Source organism: Psychromonas ingrahamii 37, assembly GCF_000015285.1.
GTDB classification, from domain to species: Bacteria; Pseudomonadota; Gammaproteobacteria; order Enterobacterales; family Psychromonadaceae; genus Psychromonas; species Psychromonas ingrahamii.
The window spans coordinates 536374-554903 of record NC_008709.1 but is presented as its reverse complement, the minus strand read 5'-3'; the positions used below and the strand labels follow the sequence as shown (position 1 = coordinate 554903).

Genomic DNA, 18530 nt, shown 5'->3' with positions numbered 1-18530 from the left:
TTTCTATTCCGTGTAGCCGAGTGAATTATGGTACTCACCGACCACATCATAAAAACACTTAAGCTCCGTTTTACTCAACTGTTCTTTCCAGCGGTCATCAAGCTCGATCACTTCGGCGTCGTCCAAACGCATACCATTCCCGACCACATGGTGATCAACTGTTTTAAAATCCAAGCGTTTTTTTGTTGAATCAACACCAATAAATTCAAAAATACTGTCTAATGTTTGCTCGGTATTATTACAAATATCTTCGTAGTGAACCTGCATCCACTTTTCTTTGGGCATAGTGGCTAATACAGCTTCCGTCTCCTGATTGCAGCGCACCCATTCATGAGCCCCCTCTTTAATGGCACGCCCCTGCTCTTGAGTTATACCTACGTCGCTACCGCCACCGCGCAACCTAGCATCTTTGGCATCTGCATATTCAGAGGGATTTTTATAGGCTAACGACACACCACGACCATCTCTCACTAGCCAGATGACCTTAATGTCGAGATCTTTATTTTTAAGTAAATATTTAAGACGAATACCGACTTTAGAAGAGTCAACAACTATCTCAACACCCGCTTTCTCTGCAATTGCACTAATATAATCTGCATTACGTTTTTGTAATATCGGCAATTGCTTGCGCCATATGGGTGAAAGCGACAATAAACAATCTCGAATCAATTCCATAAAGGGCGTGCGCACTAAGGGCTTAAGCAGCTTTAATATATAGGGAGTTGCACCACTGCGGATATCCATACCTGCCGCAGAGATACAAAAATCCTGCCCTCTTTGGGCCATTTTCTCACTCACTCCCTGCCAGAAAGCACACTCACTGACTAATGTTTTACATGAACATAAATAACTCGCTTTATCACCTAAATGAACCGCTTTTAATTCTCCGACACTGCATAAATCAGGATGCGCGCCAAGTAGCATAGCTGTCATGGTTGAGCCCGAATGGCTGGCGGCGGCTAAATAAATTAACTGTTGTTTTTTACGACTCATAATTTAAAGGCTTAATTTTATTGACTAGAGGGGTTTGCTAGGAAGAAAAAGTTCTTTGGCTAACATACCTAAAAACAAAGTGTTGGTGACCAGATAGCGTTTCCATAAGCGCCCAGGCTCTTGTACTACGCGATAAAGCCATTCCATGCCATATTTTTGCCAGATTAGTGGGGCACGCTGTACTTTTCCTGCCAGCACATCGAATGAACCGCCGACACCATGCACAACCGGTACGCGCATAGCTGTATTCCAACGGGCCATAAATTGCTCTTTTTTGGGGGAAGTAATAGCAACAAATAAAACATCAGCATCAGAATCAGTGATTTTTTGTGCCACAGCAGCTTCTTCACTGTCACTAAAATAACCGTGTTGGGTGCCCGCAATAACGACACCAGGATATTGTTTACGAATTTCCGCCTCGGTTCTAGCCAATATTTCAGGAGTAGCACCAAGACAAAATACACGGTAGCCTTCTTTATTACCGCGGCTCAAGATGCCATGCATCAAATCAATTCCAGTAACACGTTCAGGTAAGGTTTTTCTTAAAATTTTACTTGCCATGACAACAGAACTGCCGTCAGCAAGGATCATATTCGAACTACGGACATCTTCGCCAAGTGTAGGGTTGCGCTTCATATTGACAATTTTAGCCGCATTTAACATGCCGATATGTAAGGATTGTTTGTTTTTTATCGCACTGTCAATATTATCAAGAGCTTGCGATGAGGTAAGAGCATGAACTGTAATACCGAATAGACAGACATCCCTTTGTGTTACTTCCAATGTAGAAAGCGAGGAGAGATCCCCAATATTTTGCGACGCTGACATAAACCACTCCACATAATTGAAAATGTCGTTAAATAAGAAAATAAACAATAGGAACATAATTAGAATATATCAAATTGTAATTTCTGCCACTGAGCTTTATCACTTATAAATACCCCTTCACATTAGTATCAAATAGTTGTCATAAAAATAGCTGCAGCTATACTTGCCAGGTGCTCAAGCAACAAATAAAAAAATATCACTCTTTAATATTCACAATCATTTAAATTATTCATTTAAGAAACTAATAAAGCTGATGCATTTTAATCTCCCATACTGTTTGTCAGCTTTTTTAGAATATATATTTTTCATCTGATTTTTTTGAATTACTGAATGCCCAAAAGAATAAATACCGACATCCATTGAGTGGTTGTAGAACGGCTTTTTGGTAGTTTAAAGAATAAATGGTTATTAAATATTGTTCATTTAATGCCTTAAACAATAAAAATGGATGCTGAAGAATATATCCATTATTACAACCATGGGCTACTTCATATAAAACGCGGTGATTTAAGGCCGGTTAATGATGATAATTTACAACCGCAGGTGTCCTGTTGGACAGAACCAGAATATATTTTAGGGATAATGAAATGTGGACACAAAACAGAAGAAACTTAACACTCTTTTTTCTCTTTAGTTTTTCTATTATTATAACGGCTAATTCATCTGTTGTTTTTGATCTTATTGATGAATGGTTAAGTACGGGCCCTTATAATCATGGTTTATTAGGTTTTGCGCTTGCTTTATATGTTTTTTGGATAAAAAAAGAAGAGCTTGCTTTCCCACACAGCCGTTTTCTGAATCTGCTGCCCTTATTTGCGGCTAGCCTGTTACTGCTGGTAGCAAACCTTGCTAGTATTGGGCAGTTGCAGATACTCGGCTTGTTTCTTGTCATAGTGGCTTTATTACTTTCTCTTTACGGTATTAAAATCATTAACACTTTATTCCTTCCCTTATTGATGATCTTTTTGATCCTGCCTGTCTGGAATGTATTACAAATACCTTTGCGGGACATCTCAACTTGGGTAAGTTTTAACAGCGTAGATTTACTTGGTTTTGAAATAATTAGAGATGGATATTATCTGCTTACACCGGAAGGCACTTTTATAGTTGAAGAGGCATGTTCTGGGCTGGGTTTTTTTCTGGCTTCAGCTTTGTATGCTGTTTTTGTTGCACAAATTAATCACCTTTCACGTAAATCAGCGGCCTTATTTTTCATTTTAGCGGTGCTTGTTGCTATCATCGCCAATTGGATTCGTATCACAGTGATAATTATTGTCGGTAGCCAAACTGCAATGCAGCACTTTATCGTGCAAGACCATTTAACCTTTGGCTGGTTAGTTTTTGCGGCTTGTTTTATTCCGCTTATATTTATCGGTAATATCTATTTTGGAGAGCAAATAGCCGCTAAAACCAACGAAAAAAACGCCCAAAAGAAAGAGCAACGTTTAAATATTAGCTATCTATCATCAGTAGTTGCAATTGTGATCTGTTTTTCTGCAGGCACATTCATTCTTTCTTCCCGTTATGATCCAGAATATAAATTTATGTTACCAAGCATTCCCAATTATACGAAAGTAGGCGCGAGCAGAACGACCAGTCATAATTGGAAAGTAGTGTCAAAAGGCGCAACAAACGAGGAATATGCCCATTTTTTACAGGAAAAAGAATTAATCCAAGTTTATTTAGCTAATTACGTTAGGCAATATCAAGGCGCTGAAATGATTTTTATTGAAAACAGCCTCTTTGATAAAAACCGCTGGTTTAAAGACGAACAACAGACAATTAAATTAGCCCCCACATCGACGCTAAAGCAGATAAATTTATTAACCCTCCACAGGAATAGTATCAACTCTCGCTTAATCGCATATTGGTATTTAATAGATGGGCATTATATCACCGATAAAAAAATGGCTAAATGGTATGAAGTTCAAGCGACACTAAAAGGCCAGCCCGGTGCCACGCTAATCGCTATCGAATTTTCTTACAATCATGGGAATAAGGAACAGGCCGTAAAAACATTAACAGACTTTGTGACTGCATTTAGCACACAACCTATTCATATTAAAAAATCAATATAAGAAGCCCTATGCAATCTTTATCTTGGTATGTAAAACGTATTAAAACTATGTCAACACAAGAAATAACTTGGCGTGTCAGATCATTATCTGCAGCACTGTTAGAGCATACCCGTGTAAAAATGAATATTATTGCATCCCCGGCATTTCAAGCCGGCTATCAAGAGCAAGCGCCCTTTTCTCCGCCATTCCGAGTTTTTGTTGGTGATATTAAACAATTTAATACTCAATGGCGCCCGGCATTGCTAACTAAAGCAGATCACATTTTACAACACAAGCTCAGTTATTTTAATTTACATGATCTGGATTTAGAAACGCCTATTAACTGGCATAAAGATCATGCGACAGGACAACAAACTAGCCGCGCTGCTATCATGACGGTCAATTATCGTGATATTAAAAAAAATGGCGACTGCAAGTTAGTTTGGGAACCTAACCGTCATCATCAGTTTGTTGTTTTGGCGCGCGCTTATCAGGTGACGGGTGACTTAAAATATGCACAGGGTGTCATCTCTCAAATAACCAGCTGGCTAGATGCCAACCCATACGGTTATGGCATGAACTGGAAAAACCCGCTTGAACTGGGGATAAGAATCATTAATTGGGTATGGGCAATTGACTTAATTCTAGACTCAGGATTATTTACCGGTGAATTTAAAGCTCGCTTATTGCATAGTGTCTATCTGCATTGTCGAGATGTTAGTGGTAAATTCTCACAGGGCTCATCTGCGAATAATCATTTAGTCGGAGAAGCCGCAGGTGTTTATATTGCTGCCAGCTATTTTTCAATCTTAAAAGATGCACCAACGTGGCAGAAAAAAAGTAAAGCCGTTTTAGAAAATGAAATACAAGCACAAACCTTTTCCGATGGCGGCTCCAAAGAGCACGGTTTTAGCTATCAATTTTTTGTTTTCCAGCTTTATCTGTTTTCATCACAAATTGCGCACTGGCAAAATAATAATTTTTCTTCTGGATACCAGCATACCTTAAATAAACTCGCTGAATTTATCGCCATCATTGCACAAGGAGGGCAGGACTACCCGATGCTGGGTGATCAAGATGATGGCTATGCACTGGATCTTGGTAATTATGTTCATGATATTAACGCACTTTGCGATTTGGCTTCTCATCTTTACGATAATGAAATATTCCGCATCAACGCCCAAGAAGCAAGTGAAGCAGCATTTTGGTTATTCAATCAACGGGGCAGAGATAAAAATCTTGCCTTCTCTTTACAACCGACGCCTTTAGCATCGCATAAATTTGTCGAATCTGGTTATTATTTGCTACAAGCCGGTAGTCTAAAGACTAATGATCAGGTGAGTGTTTTATTTGATTGTGCTGAACTCGGCTATACATCCATTGCCGCTCATGGTCATGCTGACGCATTAAGTCTTGTGATGCGCCTCAATGGTCAAGATTTATTAGCCGATAGTGGCACCTATGATTATTACAGTTTTCCTCATTGGCGAGATCACTTTAGAAAGACACAAGCACACAATACAATCGAGGTAGATGGGTTAGATCAATCAGTTATGACTGGACCATTTATGTGGGAAAAACATGCGCAAGCACAATGTACAGTTTGGGAGCCAAATAATACAGGAGGAATCGTCACAGGCACGCATAATGGCTATTTACGACTCACTTCTCCCGTCACTCATCAGCGAAGTTTAAATTTAAATACGCAACAAAAAAAACTGCAAATAACAGATCAAATACAATCACAAGGCGACCATAATATTGCGCTCTATTTCCATCTATCGGAATATTGTGCTGATATAAAGGTTGACGGTCAATTTTGTAGTCTCATCTTAGGCACTTCTAAGGTGATAATAACTTTACCTGATAACTTAATGTTAGAAGCAATACAGGGAGAGTGGCACCAAGATCCCAATCATGTATCACTTGGCTGGATTAGCCGTGGTTATCACCAAAGAACGCCGATCACCACTTTAATCGCCAGAGGAAAGACAACGACTAGCCAACAATTTACAACATCTATCCAGTGGCTCTAATTAGAGATTAAAGTGGTTTTAGATAGCGTCCAGTAGGCCAAATTTTTTTAATACTAAAAGGGATGTTTTTCATTTTTGTGCGCCAGATAAAAAGATTGGCACCAAGTTTTTTTTCAGCAAGCCAACGCCTTTTATGATCGGTATAAATACCCAAAAAATCATAACAGCTTAGCCCTTCTTGCTGACAATTAGTGAATGAATAATAACGTAATACCTGTCCAACTCCAGGTATAAAATCAGGATTAAAACCCTCTTGAATGGCTAAGAATTGGTTGTTATAAACATAACCAAGCTGCATTGCCTGTATTTCACCGTTACTTTCAAGTCGAAGCAACCTCAACCAGCCTTTTTTTAAAGCCAGAGGAACAAAAAGTCGGTAAAAATCCGCTAATTCAGGGCGCCTTTGAAAGGTACCTAATCCGGCATTTAACCAATGTTTATTATGTAAGCTAAATAGTTGCTCAAGAAGTTCATTGATATCATCATCACCTTTGCAAGTAAGCATTTGCCAAGATCCAAACTTATCCAGGCGACGACTAGGTCTGCGAATATCAGCACGTAAACTTTTGGATAATTCAGGTAATATATCAGTAGAGTATTTTCTTAAAGGGATCTGAGCAAACTCTACGGTACGTTGATTGCAGTTAAGCCCCTTTACACTAGCTAATGATTGTAGCAGCGTTTGCCCTCCCTCAGCCCAAGCTTTTACATTAGTGAACCAGATAAAATCCCAACACGGTTTAACCTCAGGGCTAAGCAGATGCTCCCAGAGCCTGCTTTTAAGCACAATACCGTCTTCTTTTTTAACAATGAAGTTTGAGTATTCCGAGCCGGAACCTTTATCACCAATAAATCGTAACGCCTGGTAAGTAACTAATTGAGCTAAGCGGTACTCTTGTATATAAAAAGGGGCAATAGCTAGAATGCCCTGGCTATCCTGAATGACTATAATAAAAGGTGTTATCAACTCACCTTGTGCTATTCGCCAACAATCCATCCATTCCCAAGTCAGAAACAGGTTATCAGCATCAGACTGTACAAGTAGGTTTTGCCAATCTTCTTTTAACGTTGCAAAATTATCCCAGTTTTTAATTACCCTAATTTCAAATGATTCAGTATTGCTTACTAACATATTAACCCTTATATAAGTCGAATATTTAGATTGGGCATTTAAAGAGTTAAATACCTTTAAAATCAATCTAATAATAATGCTTCATAATTAACGGATGGAGCGGGCTACAAAATTTATTGTGGGCAAATAGCCACGCAACTCGAGATGATATATATTAGTTAGCAAACACGAGTTAACCTCATACAATATCGATAATCTGTCCTCTGGCATGAGCTGTTTTTTCTGTATTACAGCCTTTAACAGTGCAGGATATAAAAGCGCAACAGTAAAACTTATTTTGCAGGTACCCTAATAATAAAAATGATAGTTCAAAAACTAACATTATTAGAGGGTATAGAGCCTGCGAGTCGATTATTTTTGTGCCTTTCAGGCTTTTCTTGATATTTTTCATATTTCAAATATGCATTTCAGCATCCACTCTGACGGAATCAACACAATATCCTTTTGCTAAAAAATATCGCCCAATAAAAGTGCTTTATTAGAAGGGAAATGCTTAAAGGATCTCTACTCTCATCTTTCAAGTAGCACTTTCACTAGTAGTGAAGATAATATGGTGGTGCATTTAGATCATCAAGTTCAGAGTCCAACCTTATACAATATATTTGTATACAACGATCAAACTCTCTCCCAACGGGGAAATTAAATGCCCTTTTTCTATTACGACTTTTTGTCGAAAATCCGTGACACACCTCCCCTAAGTATTTTCCAGTAGTCCCAATACATCTGGTATTTAGAATCCCAGCGGGTATGGGACATTTTCTTAATAGCCAATATTTGCTTAGTCTTTAATATCAATCTTTAGGGACTTAAACAGTCGAGTATTATCAATACCATAACCGCATGATCATTTTCTTTAAAATGCTTAATAGCATAAAAAGAGGCTTCAGGCATAACCTAATGACCGCGCTCACAGGTGGGAGGTTTAATTTTTAATAATATAAGATTTAAACTTCTAATTTTTTTTTTTGAACTAACATAATTTATGTAGTTTTAATTTAGGTTAAACAATTTATTACATTTTTAAAATTATTTTTTCCATCTTTAGATTTTACAGCTCATACGGAAATATGGTTATGTCTATTAAAATATTAACTGTCTTTGGTACTCGACCTGAAGCAATCAAAATGGCTCCACTTGTCGATGCGCTAAAAAAACAGCCGGGTATTGACGCTAAAGTTTGCGTTACAGCACAACATAGAGAGATGCTTGACCAGGTACTTAACCTGTTTGCAATCACCCCCGACTATGATCTTAATATAATGAAGCCAGGGCAGTCTTTATCCGATGTAACCACTAATATTTTATTAGGGCTTGAACCTATTCTAAAAGAATTTAAGCCCCACCTTATCTTAGTGCACGGTGATACCTCAACGACATTATCGACCAGTTTAGCCGCATTTTATCAGCAGATTCCAATTGGCCATGTTGAAGCAGGTTTACGTACTGGCGATCTGAACTCTCCTTGGCCAGAAGAAGGGAATCGCCGACTTACCAGCGCTATTACTAAACTTCATTTTGCCCCAACCGAAAGTGCGAAAGAAAATTTACTTAGAGAGTGGATCTCCGCTGATAGCATTGAAGTAACCGGCAATACCGTTATTGATGCTTTGATGCAGGTGATCTATAAATTAAAAAACAACACACAACTTTCAAATACATTAGCCAAGCAGTTCCCCCAATTAGATGCCAATAAAAAGCTCATCTTAGTAACAGGTCATCGCAGAGAAAATTTTGGTAGTGGATTTGAGCGAATTTGTGAGGCGCTGGCAGAAATTGCAAGAAGACATTCAAATGTCCAGATAATCTACCCTGTGCATCTAAACCCCAATGTCCGTGAACCGGTTAATCGGATTTTACGCAATCTTGACAATATCCATTTAATAGAGCCGCAAGATTACCTTCCTTTTGTTTATTTAATGGATAAAGCGCACATTATTTTAACTGATTCTGGTGGCATTCAAGAAGAAGCACCAAGTTTAGGCAAACCCGTACTGGTGATGCGAGATGTCACCGAGCGACCTGAAGCGCTTTCCGCAGGAACGGTTCAACTGGTTGGTACGGACAAAAATAATATTATCAATGCCGTTGAAAAATTACTTCAAGATGAAATAACTTATAACCGTATGAGTCGTGCACATAACCCCTATGGAGATGGGCAGTCTTGTCAGAAAATAATCAATAGAATCATGCATTATTTTGTTACACAAAAGGTGGAAGCAGTCACTGCGGCTTCAGAGCCTATTACAGTTTAGTTTAACAAAAACACTTAATAGATAAATACAAGGCTACAGGGAGTTATCATGGATTTTGAAAAAGTATCCGTCATCGGGCTTGGCTATATCGGCCTGCCTACAGCGGCAATTATTGCTTCGCGAGGCATGACTGTGATTGGTGTTGAAGTGAACCAAAATGCAGTAGATCTCATTAACGCGGGGAAAATTCATATCGTCGAGCCAGATCTCGATATTGTCGTTCGCAGTGTTGTTTCCACTGGAAATTTACGCGCAGTGACTATTGCAGAGCCTGCTAATGTATTTATGATTGCCGTGCCAACGCCTTTTATCCATCGCGATGATGATAGCCACCAACCTGACCTCAGTTATATTGAGTCTGCTGCTAACACTATCGCGCCAGTACTTGAAAAAGGTAATTTAGTCATTCTTGAATCGACATCCCCGGTGGGAACCACTGAAAAACTGGCAACTTGGTTAGCGAAAGCACGCCCTGATCTCTCATTTCCTCAAGATAAAGGGAATGCTGCAGATATCAATATCGCACATTGCCCTGAACGTGTATTGCCCGGTTATGTTCTACAAGAATTAGTGTCTAATGATCGCGTCATCGGCGGCATGAGCAAAACCTGTAGCGAGAAAGCCGTTGCTCTTTACCGCACATTTGTGCGCGGTGAATGTATCATCACCAATGCACGCACAGCAGAAATGGCAAAACTGACTGAAAATTCATTCCGTGACGTCAATATTGCATTTGCAAATGAATTATCTATTATTTGTGATAAATTAAAAATAAATGTATGGGAATTAATCAAACTGGCCAATCGCCACCCCCGCGTTGATATTTTAAATCCAGGACCGGGCGTCGGTGGTCACTGTATCGCCGTGGATCCTTGGTTTATTGTCGACAGCTGCCCCGAAGAAGCAAATCTGATTAGACAAGCACGCTTAACCAATGATCACAAACCACATTATGTGATCGAGCAAATAACGCATGCGGCAGATGAGTTTAAGCGTCCAGTTATTGCATGCTTAGGACTCGCTTTTAAAGCTGATATTGACGATCTGCGAGAAAGTCCGGCATTGCAGATAGTTAAGCAACTAGCCGATAAAAAGGTAGGTCAAATAATGGCAGTAGAGCCCAATATTAAATTCTTGCCAGAGCATTTACTTAAAGAAAACATACAACTTACAAGCTTAGAACATGCCCTCGAAGTTGCCAATATCATCGTCATACTAGTCGATCATCAAGAATTTAAATTAACAGATAAAACTCTTTTAGCAACCAAAGTGGTCATTGATACACGCGGAATATTATAGCCTTATATCAATCTATTTGGGAACAGTAGCTTGCCAGTTTTAATTTACTGACTGTATTGAGACAAGGAAAATAAAGTGTTTATGATGAGTGGTTACCCAACGCTAACTATATTTGATTATTTTACCGCAAGCGTTGAAATTGCATTAGCCTTGACCGCGCTGGTGAAGATAAAAAATTTAAAAATAAAGCTGAGTTTTTTCCTCTTCGCGATGTTAACTGCAATCTGGCATATAACCTTCGCTGACAACCCATTTGACCGGTTTCCATCAAGTTACCAATTTCAACTTATTGAAACACTCCGCTATATAGGTTGGTCTTTAATTCTTATTAATCTGTTAATGTACTCGCAAAAAAAAAGGCTCCCCGTAAATTGGCTTGCTTCAATATATATTACTATTGTGGTGATTTTAGCTCTCTTAATACAGAGTTTAAACAATCCATTAACATCATTTATGCAGATGACACTCTGGCTCTATATAAAAATAATTCTTTGTTTAGCCGGCATAGTCATCGCGGAACAACTGCTCAGGCATGACAATTCTAGTCGCGTTAGCAAGCTAGTAGCACTTGTTGCAATAACGCAACTTGCCTATGATATGCTCGTTTTTTTAAATTTATTACTTTTTATAAATGAAAACAACAACTTGTGGTATGCCAGAGGCATAATTAACAGCGCAACCTCATTAATATTAGCACTTGCAATTATCATCTATCCCTTTCAACAACAGCAAGATAGTCAGTTTCAATTATCTCGGTCAATTATTATATTCAATACCAGCTTTATATTAGCTGGGATATTCCTTGTCTTTATGGCGCTTCTTGGCTTAGCCGTTAATATTTTCAATGTTGAATGGGCGGAGGTTTCAAGAATACTGTTGTATGTTATGTCAATATTTGCCATAGCAGCACTGTCATGTCTTGAAAAATTCCGTTCACACACCACCGTTTGGATTAGCAAGAATTTCTTTATTAATAAATATGATTATCAAAAACAATGGATCGAACTAGATTCCCAACTTTCACAGAAAAGAGACGATAACAATGGTTATGAAATAGCACTAGCAACGATGACTTCGCTGTTTAACTGCAGTGGTGGAGGGATTTGGCTTAAAGGGCAACAGTTTTATTCTCCCGTTGCATTAAAAAACTTCGAACTCCCATCATCACGCGCAATTGAAGCAAATAATAGCCATTTTATACAACTGATGACTAAAGATGAATGGGTCTTTCAAACACCTAAAAATACAGGCGATCATGATAAAAAAAATAATAAGTACTTACCTAAATGGTTCATAAATACGAATGATGCATGGACAATTATTCCACTCAATACTCATCAAGGATTAATTGGTTTTGCGGTACTTTGTAAAAAGTCAGCTAACACCACCTTAACTTGGGAAGACTTAGACATATTAAAACTGACAGGTCGTCAAATAGGCAGCTATATTAATAGCCATCAGGCATCAGAAAAGTTAATTCAAAATCAACAGTTCGACCTATTTAATAAAATCACAGCTTTTGCAATCCACGATATAAAAAACCTCATAGCACAACAAGGCTTAATGCTTAATAATGCAGAAAAGTTCAGGCATCAACCTGAATTTATTGATGATGTCATATTAACGATTGGTAACTCAGTTGAAAAAATGAATCAATTATTAGTCAAATTACAAGGAGATTCACAGAGTAAAATTGAATCTATCAATATCATAAAACTGCTAGAAAATGCGATAGAAATGAATTCATCCAGTCTCCCAACACCAATATTGTCAGTCGTAAAAGGAAATAATGCGTTAGTGATGGCTGACAAAGATAAATTGCAAATGGCACTTTATCATTTAATTAAAAATGCACAGGATGCAACCGATGATAGTGGAACCATTGCAATAAAATTAACCACCGAGAATGATGATTTATGGTTAGAAGTAACGGATACAGGCTGCGGTATGGATGAGTCTTTTATTAAGGAGCAATTATTTAAACCCTTCTCCAGCACCAAAAAAAATCAGGGAATGGGAATCGGCGCATATCAGATAAGGGAGCTCATTCATTCTTTACAAGGAGAGATCTTTGTTGAGAGTACAGTAAAAAAAGGCACTCAATTTTCAATTTATTTACCTTTGAATGGCACTAAAAAAGAAATGAACTACGCTTAAAATCATTAACTTAGAGATAAACATTTGTTAATAGACTTTAGAGGATAAAATGATAAAAACTTTACTACTTACTTTCGCCATTTACATGCTGGCAAGTTGCTCTTCAACAGAACTCCTTCAGCAGATGGATTCTAAGGAGATCATAACGGCACCTGAATACAAAATAGGTGTAGGCGATCAGTTATCTATTAATGTTTGGAAAAATCCAGAATTATCATTAAGCGTTACCGTCCGCCCCGATGGAAAAATATCAGTTCCACTCGTTGGCGATGCTCAAGCGGTCGGTCTTTCTGCAGAGGCGCTAGCGGCAGAGCTTAACAATAACCTCAAAAAGTTTATCCGAAGTCCAGAAGTCACCGTTATTGTAAGCTCTGCGATGAGTGCCGAGTTCCTATCTCGAGTACGTATCACAGGCGCTGTGCAAACACCTCTATCTATTCCCTATAGAGAAGGAATGACAGTACTCGATTTAGTCCTACAGGCTGGTGGGTTAAACCCTTTTTCTAATGGTGATAACGCAATTTTATACCGAAAAACTGATAGCGGAATTAAACGTTATTCAATAAAACTTAAGCGCATAATAAAACAAGGCGATATATCGACTAATTACGAGTTAAGGCCATCAGATATCCTAATTGTCCCAGAGAGTATATTTTAATCATGGAAATTAATGAAATATTTAAATACATAGCAGCGGCATGGCAAGAAGTATGCCTAAGAAAATTCAAGGCAGCATTACTTGTTACTGTGATTAGTTTTTCTATTTTAGCAATAGGAATATATAAGCCATCAGTATTTCGCAGTGAGACGACTATTTTTGCTGATACTCAAAATATAATCAAACCACTGCTAAGTCAGCAAACATCAATTACCAACGTAAAACAAAGCAAAACTGCACAAGTTCGTGATGTCATATTCTCTCCTCGGCAATTAAATAAAGTGATTGATGCTGTATATGGAAAAAACGCCTTTCCAACACCGCAGCTTTTAGCAGACAAGTGGGCCTCTTTACGGCACAGCATCAACGTTGAAGGCATGTCAGACAACTATCTGAAAATATCTTATCAGGATGCTACCCCCGATATAACATTTCGCCTACTTAATGAAGTCGTATCGTTATTTGTGGAAGATAGTGCAAATACCAAAAAAAATGAAAGCCGTAGTGCATATAATTTTATTGAAAAACAAGTTGAAAGTTATAAAGACCAGTTGCTGTTAGCTGAAAAAAAATTGAAAATATTTAAGTCCAGCCATTTAGATGGAACAGAATCAGAGGTAGAGTCTCGGATATCAGAGTTACGTAATAACATTGAAGATATGAAGATTTATCAAATGGAGATTTTAACACAAATCTCCTCACTCAAAAATCAATTGAAATCCCAAGATAAGTTTTCATCTAATGATTATGAGGCAGCTATCTATCACCGTCGACTTAAAGAGTTACGACAATATCTTGATCACTTGTTACTAAGTTACAAGGACGATTATCCTGAAGTCCTTGAAGTCAGATATCAGATTAGTGATATGGAAAAAAACGTCACAAATTTGACCTTTAAAGAAAAGGACAAGTCTCAAGTAGGTGCTGAATTTAACCCCTTATACCAGGAAATTAGTAGTAAATTGTCGACGGCACAAGTTTCATACAATACCGAAGTAAATAGACTTAATGCCTTTAATGTACTGCTCGAAAAAGCCTCTGAGCGACGTAAACGTATAGCCAACAACCAGGCAGAGCTTTCCGAATTAAACAGAGATTACGGTGTAATCAAAGGGCTATATGAAGACATGCTTGCCAATAAAGAGAAAGCTCGATTATCAATGGTACTTGATATTGAGGGACAAGGGGTTAATTACAAAGTGCAGGAACCAGCAAGCTATCCAACACTACCATCGGGTCCACGCTTTTTACATTTTTTTATTGCGGGTCCTGTTCTAGGTTTCTTACTACTAGTTTCGCTGTTTTTAGTTAAAATACTGCTAGAGAATAAAATCCGTTTTGCATCTCAACTTGCACAATTTACCAATGTGCCACTGCTTGTCAGTATTGATCATAAGCTTAATAGCTCTGAAAGAAACAAAAAAAGGTCAGAAAATATAGCCTTTCTTTTTGCTTTGCTATTTGTTGTAACTGTTTATGTCGGCATTGCCATTAGTCATCGCTATGACTACCCAATATCAGAGCTATTTACGCCACTGTATTCTCTATTAATGGAGCGGATAAGATGACAGTTATGCCTTTAGAAAAACAGATCACTGAGAGAAATCATAACGCACTGAATATCTCCGATGATAGTCGAAAACAAATTCGAGAAATGAATGATGACTGGTTATTAACGTCCGATGAACTTGACGCATTAAAAATAATTTATCCCGGTTGCGGGGATGAAAAATCACTCAATAATTATCGTGAATTACGCACTAAAATATTAAAAAAGGCTAATAACAAAAATTTTGTCTGCATGCTTTCTAGCACTAACCAAGGCTCGGGTACAACGCATGTTGCTGTGAATTTAGCCGCTAGTATTGCCTTGGATCATAGAAAAACGGCATTAATTATTGATTGCAATAATTACACTCCTAGTTTAGATAACTACCTTAAAGAAAAACCAAAATTTGGTTTGTCTAATTTTCTTGAGGAAGATACCCAGGAAATAGAGGATATTATCTATCCATCAGGCATCCGGCGGATAAGAATTATTCCAGCTGGATCTAAAACTGAACACGCAGCAGAAAACTTTTCATCAGAGAAGATGGAAAAATTCATAGAGATGGCCAAAAAACGCTATCCAGATCGTTTTATTATTCTCGATACGCCCCCTATTGGATATTATGCTGAAAGCCAGATTTTAGCGTCAATTTGCGATATGGCTATTTTAGTAGTGCGCTATGGGCAGACAAGTGAATCACAAATTCAGACAGGCATTGAGCTAATTAGTAACGATAAACTTGCAGGCATTATTCTTAACAATAAATGAGATACTTATGAAGATTAACAAAATATCTACTCAATCATGTCCAAGTATCTTTTTTTTTGCTCTCTTATTTCAAACTCATGCTGCAGCATCAACAACCGATAAGCAAAGCTCATTTGTAGAACTTGGAGCTGGCTATATAGTAAGTGACAATATTTATAAATCAACAGATAACAAGCAAACAGCTCGCTCAGCAACAGCTGATATGGCACTAGGTTACAAAAAAAAATTTACAACGACTGATATTGCACTTACTTATGACGCCGAATATACAAAAGAAAATAAAGAGGAATTACAAGAAAATAATTATTGGACGGGTAATGCATTAATTTCACAGCAAGTTTTCAGTAAAAACCTACTTCTGAATCTTGCCCATAAACGCCGGCGTTATCTTATCGATCCAAGCCAAGCTAATGATGAGAATAATCAGAATGAAAATGATTTTCTGAAAGCGGGCTTGCAGTGGTCTCTTCCTTACTCAGATCGAACTACCTTTATTGTTGGTGCAGATCACACAGAAACTTGGTTTGCGGGGGATGGGGCAAAGAGTGATAGCAATAGCAATGAAGCACTGATTAGCTGGCAATACGCTCTAAGTGAGAAGTCTCAAGTTCAGGTAAGCTATTCTGGCAGCAAAAAAAAGTTTGATGATTTAAATGAGGAATACAGACAACAAAAACTAGACACAAAATTAACACGGAGTTATCTATTAGGAACCTACTCGCTGAATATAGGAAAAACATGGGTTGACAGTCTAAGTGCGAAAAATAATGGCGAACAGTATGGATTCACTATTAATGCACAAATGAGGAAGCATTTATTTACTTTTAACGCATCTAAAACACTGACCGATTCATCTCGAGAGTTCGAAACAGATCAACCAATAGCCTTTGTGGAAAATAGTTTTTTTTGGTACACATCTTTATCATTAGAACATCAATATATAATACTAAATGATAAATTAGTTAGTAACCTACGTTTTGACTTCGAGCGTAGCGATCAATTGACAGCCATAGATGAGATTGATATTAAAGATAAATATGGTGCTTTTGGCGGACTGACATGGTCATTAACAGAATATTTAAGATCTGATTTATCGGTCAGTTATCGCAGAACAGACTTAACAAGCAGTGCAATAAAAAAAGTAACTGAAGCAGGTGCTTTAGGCAAACTAACATGGTCATTAACAGAAAACTTAAGCTCCAGTTTACTGGTCAGTTATCTCAGGACAGATCTAACAAGTAGTGCAATAAAAAAAGTGACTGAAGCAGAAGTTTCTGCAAAATATAATGTAACTCACTCACTGTATATCCAGCTTAGCGCCGCTTTTGAAAAACAAGAAAATATCCAGAAAACCTCTGGTTATGAAGAACAACACTATACAAGCAGAATTGCTTATAAATACTGAAGCAATTAATTTTTAAGGAACTATTTTGTCAAAAAACGAAACTAAAACATTATTAATTGTTGAAGATGATATAGGGCTGCAAACGCAGCTTAAATGGCATTTTTCTGATTACAGTGTTGTTGTTGCAGCAAGCTTAGATAATGCAATTGCTGCTATTCGTTTACATGAACCACAAGTAATGGTGCAAGATTTAGGTTTGCCCCCTGATCCTGACGGTGTAACCCAAGGTTTTTCTTTGGTACAACAAGCCCTGTCCATAAATCCACATATGAAGTTAATTGTGATGACCGGCAATGATTGCAATGAACATGCCTTAAAAGCGGTCAGCCTTGGTGCCTATGATTTTTACAGTAAACCGGTAAATCCTGATACTTTGGCACTTATCGTACAACGTGCATTTCATATGCACCAACTTGAAACCAAAAATAGAATTTTTAATTTATCTAAAAGCAGTCATCTTGAAGGACTAATTACTGCAGATGAACGCATGTTAACTATTTGTAAGCTAATCGAAAAAGTTGCCCCCACCAGCGCAGCTTGCTTACTCTTAGGTGAAAGTGGTACCGGCAAAGAGGTATTAGCAAAATCACTGCATGCATTAAGTACCCGCAATGAACATCCCTTTGTTGCCATTAACTGCGCTGCTCTTCCTGAAAATTTATTTGAAAGTGAACTGTTTGGCTATGAAAAAGGTGCCTATACAGGGGCAATAAAAAGTACACTCGGTAAATTAGAACTAGCAAATGGTGGAACAGTATTTCTCGATGAAATAGGTGAAATGCCACTACTATTACAAGCCAAGTTACTGCGCTTTCTACAAGAAAAAGTAATTGAACGTATTGGCGGTCGCAAATTAATCCACCTGGACACTCGGATTGTTTGCGCCACTAATAGAAATTTAGAAGAAATGATGGCTAGCGGTGAATTCCGCGAAGATCTCTATTATCGGATCGCAGAGATACAAATAGATATCCCTCCATTAAGAGAGCGAGGCTCCGATAAAGTCCTATTAGCCCGCTATCTGCTTCAAAAGTACACTCAAAAAGAAAACCTAAAAGTCACAGGTTTTACTAAAGATGCAATTAATGCAATAGAAGCGTATTCATGGCCCGGTAATATCCGAGAACTTAACAATAAAATAACTCGTGCAGCCATTATGTGTGAGCAAAAAAATATAACAGCAGAAGATATCGGATTAAAATCATCTGACAGTAGCCCGCTTAGCTTAAAAGTGATTAGAGAAAGTGCTGAAATAAACGCACTAAAAACAACACTTAATGCAACTGATAATAACATTTCTGCGGCCGCAAAATCACTTGGCATAACCAGACCGACACTCTATGACTTAATGAAAAAGCATCATTTAAATACCCCTCTGTAATACTGGCTATATATT

General features: G+C 37.8%; 13 protein-coding genes and 1 pseudogene. 11 read left to right on the top strand and 3 right to left on the bottom strand.

Going from position 1 to position 18530, the window contains the following annotated elements; all coding sequences use genetic code 11:
* Positions 1 to 3: 3 nt before the first annotated feature.
* Positions 4 to 993 (bottom strand): sulfotransferase, encoded by a 990-nt coding sequence (locus PING_RS02305; RefSeq protein WP_011768855.1) that lies wholly within the window; start codon positions 991 to 993, stop codon positions 4 to 6.
* A 24-nt stretch (positions 994 to 1017) separates the two neighbouring features.
* Positions 1018 to 1821 (bottom strand): WecB/TagA/CpsF family glycosyltransferase, encoded by an 804-nt coding sequence (locus PING_RS02300; RefSeq protein ID WP_011768854.1) that lies wholly within the window; start codon positions 1819 to 1821, stop codon positions 1018 to 1020.
* Between the two features lie 366 nt (positions 1822 to 2187).
* Here PING_RS02300 and PING_RS21730 point away from each other — a divergent pair.
* The 3 genes and pseudogenes from PING_RS21730 to PING_RS02290 form a co-directional block, all read left to right on the top strand.
* A pseudogene (locus PING_RS21730) lies at positions 2188 to 2436 on the top strand (hypothetical protein); the annotation flags it as partial.
* The gene (locus PING_RS02295; protein ID WP_011768853.1) at positions 2409 to 3899 is read left to right on the top strand and encodes an exosortase C-terminal domain/associated protein EpsI; all 1491 of its coding nucleotides are present in this window, start codon (positions 2409 to 2411) and stop codon (positions 3897 to 3899) included. The pseudogene PING_RS21730 and the gene PING_RS02295, both read left to right, overlap by 28 nt.
* 8 nt (positions 3900 to 3907) lie before the next feature.
* Positions 3908 to 5914, top strand: a complete 2007-nt coding sequence (locus tag PING_RS02290; RefSeq protein WP_011768852.1) for an alginate lyase family protein — start codon at positions 3908 to 3910, stop codon at positions 5912 to 5914.
* A 7-nt stretch (positions 5915 to 5921) separates the two neighbouring features.
* Here the strand turns inward: PING_RS02290 and PING_RS02285 are convergent, their stop codons facing one another.
* Entirely contained in the window at positions 5922 to 7046 is a 1125-nt protein-coding gene (locus PING_RS02285) for a GNAT family N-acetyltransferase (RefSeq protein WP_011768851.1), read from the bottom strand.
* 1073 nt (positions 7047 to 8119) lie between these two features.
* Here PING_RS02285 and wecB point away from each other — a divergent pair.
* The 8 genes from wecB (at position 8120) to prsR (ending at position 18515) form a co-directional block, all read left to right on the top strand.
* Positions 8120 to 9298 carry a non-hydrolyzing UDP-N-acetylglucosamine 2-epimerase gene (gene wecB / locus PING_RS02280; protein WP_198134735.1) on the top strand — a complete coding sequence of 393 codons (1179 nt, stop codon included), beginning with the start codon at positions 8120 to 8122 and terminating at the stop codon, positions 9296 to 9298.
* A 48-nt stretch (positions 9299 to 9346) separates the two neighbouring features.
* Positions 9347 to 10597: a UDP-N-acetyl-D-mannosamine dehydrogenase gene (gene wecC, locus PING_RS02275; RefSeq protein ID WP_011768849.1), complete on the top strand. Its 1251-nt coding sequence runs from the start codon at positions 9347 to 9349 to the stop codon at positions 10595 to 10597.
* 81 nt (positions 10598 to 10678) lie between these two features.
* On the top strand, positions 10679 to 12754 hold the full coding sequence (gene prsK, locus PING_RS02270) for an XrtA/PEP-CTERM system histidine kinase PrsK (RefSeq protein WP_157035417.1): 2076 nt from the start codon (positions 10679 to 10681) through the stop codon (positions 12752 to 12754).
* A 49-nt stretch (positions 12755 to 12803) separates the two neighbouring features.
* Positions 12804 to 13412 carry an XrtA/PEP-CTERM system exopolysaccharide export protein gene (locus PING_RS02265; RefSeq protein WP_011768847.1) on the top strand — a complete coding sequence of 203 codons (609 nt, stop codon included), beginning with the start codon at positions 12804 to 12806 and terminating at the stop codon, positions 13410 to 13412.
* 2 nt (positions 13413 to 13414) lie between these two features.
* Entirely contained in the window at positions 13415 to 14980 is a 1566-nt protein-coding gene (locus tag PING_RS02260) for an XrtA system polysaccharide chain length determinant (RefSeq protein WP_011768846.1), read from the top strand.
* The gene (locus tag PING_RS02255) at positions 14977 to 15729 is read left to right on the top strand and encodes an AAA family ATPase (RefSeq protein WP_011768845.1); all 753 of its coding nucleotides are present in this window, start codon (positions 14977 to 14979) and stop codon (positions 15727 to 15729) included. The genes PING_RS02260 and PING_RS02255 overlap by 4 nt, the downstream gene beginning before the upstream one ends.
* 7 nt (positions 15730 to 15736) lie before the next feature.
* The gene (locus tag PING_RS02250) at positions 15737 to 17134 is read left to right on the top strand and encodes a porin family protein (RefSeq protein WP_011768844.1); all 1398 of its coding nucleotides are present in this window, start codon (positions 15737 to 15739) and stop codon (positions 17132 to 17134) included.
* 25 nt (positions 17135 to 17159) lie between these two features.
* Positions 17160 to 18515, top strand: coding sequence for a PEP-CTERM-box response regulator transcription factor (prsR, locus tag PING_RS02245; RefSeq protein ID WP_011768843.1), 1356 nt, complete (start codon positions 17160 to 17162; stop codon positions 18513 to 18515).
* Positions 18516 to 18530 lie beyond the last annotated feature (15 nt).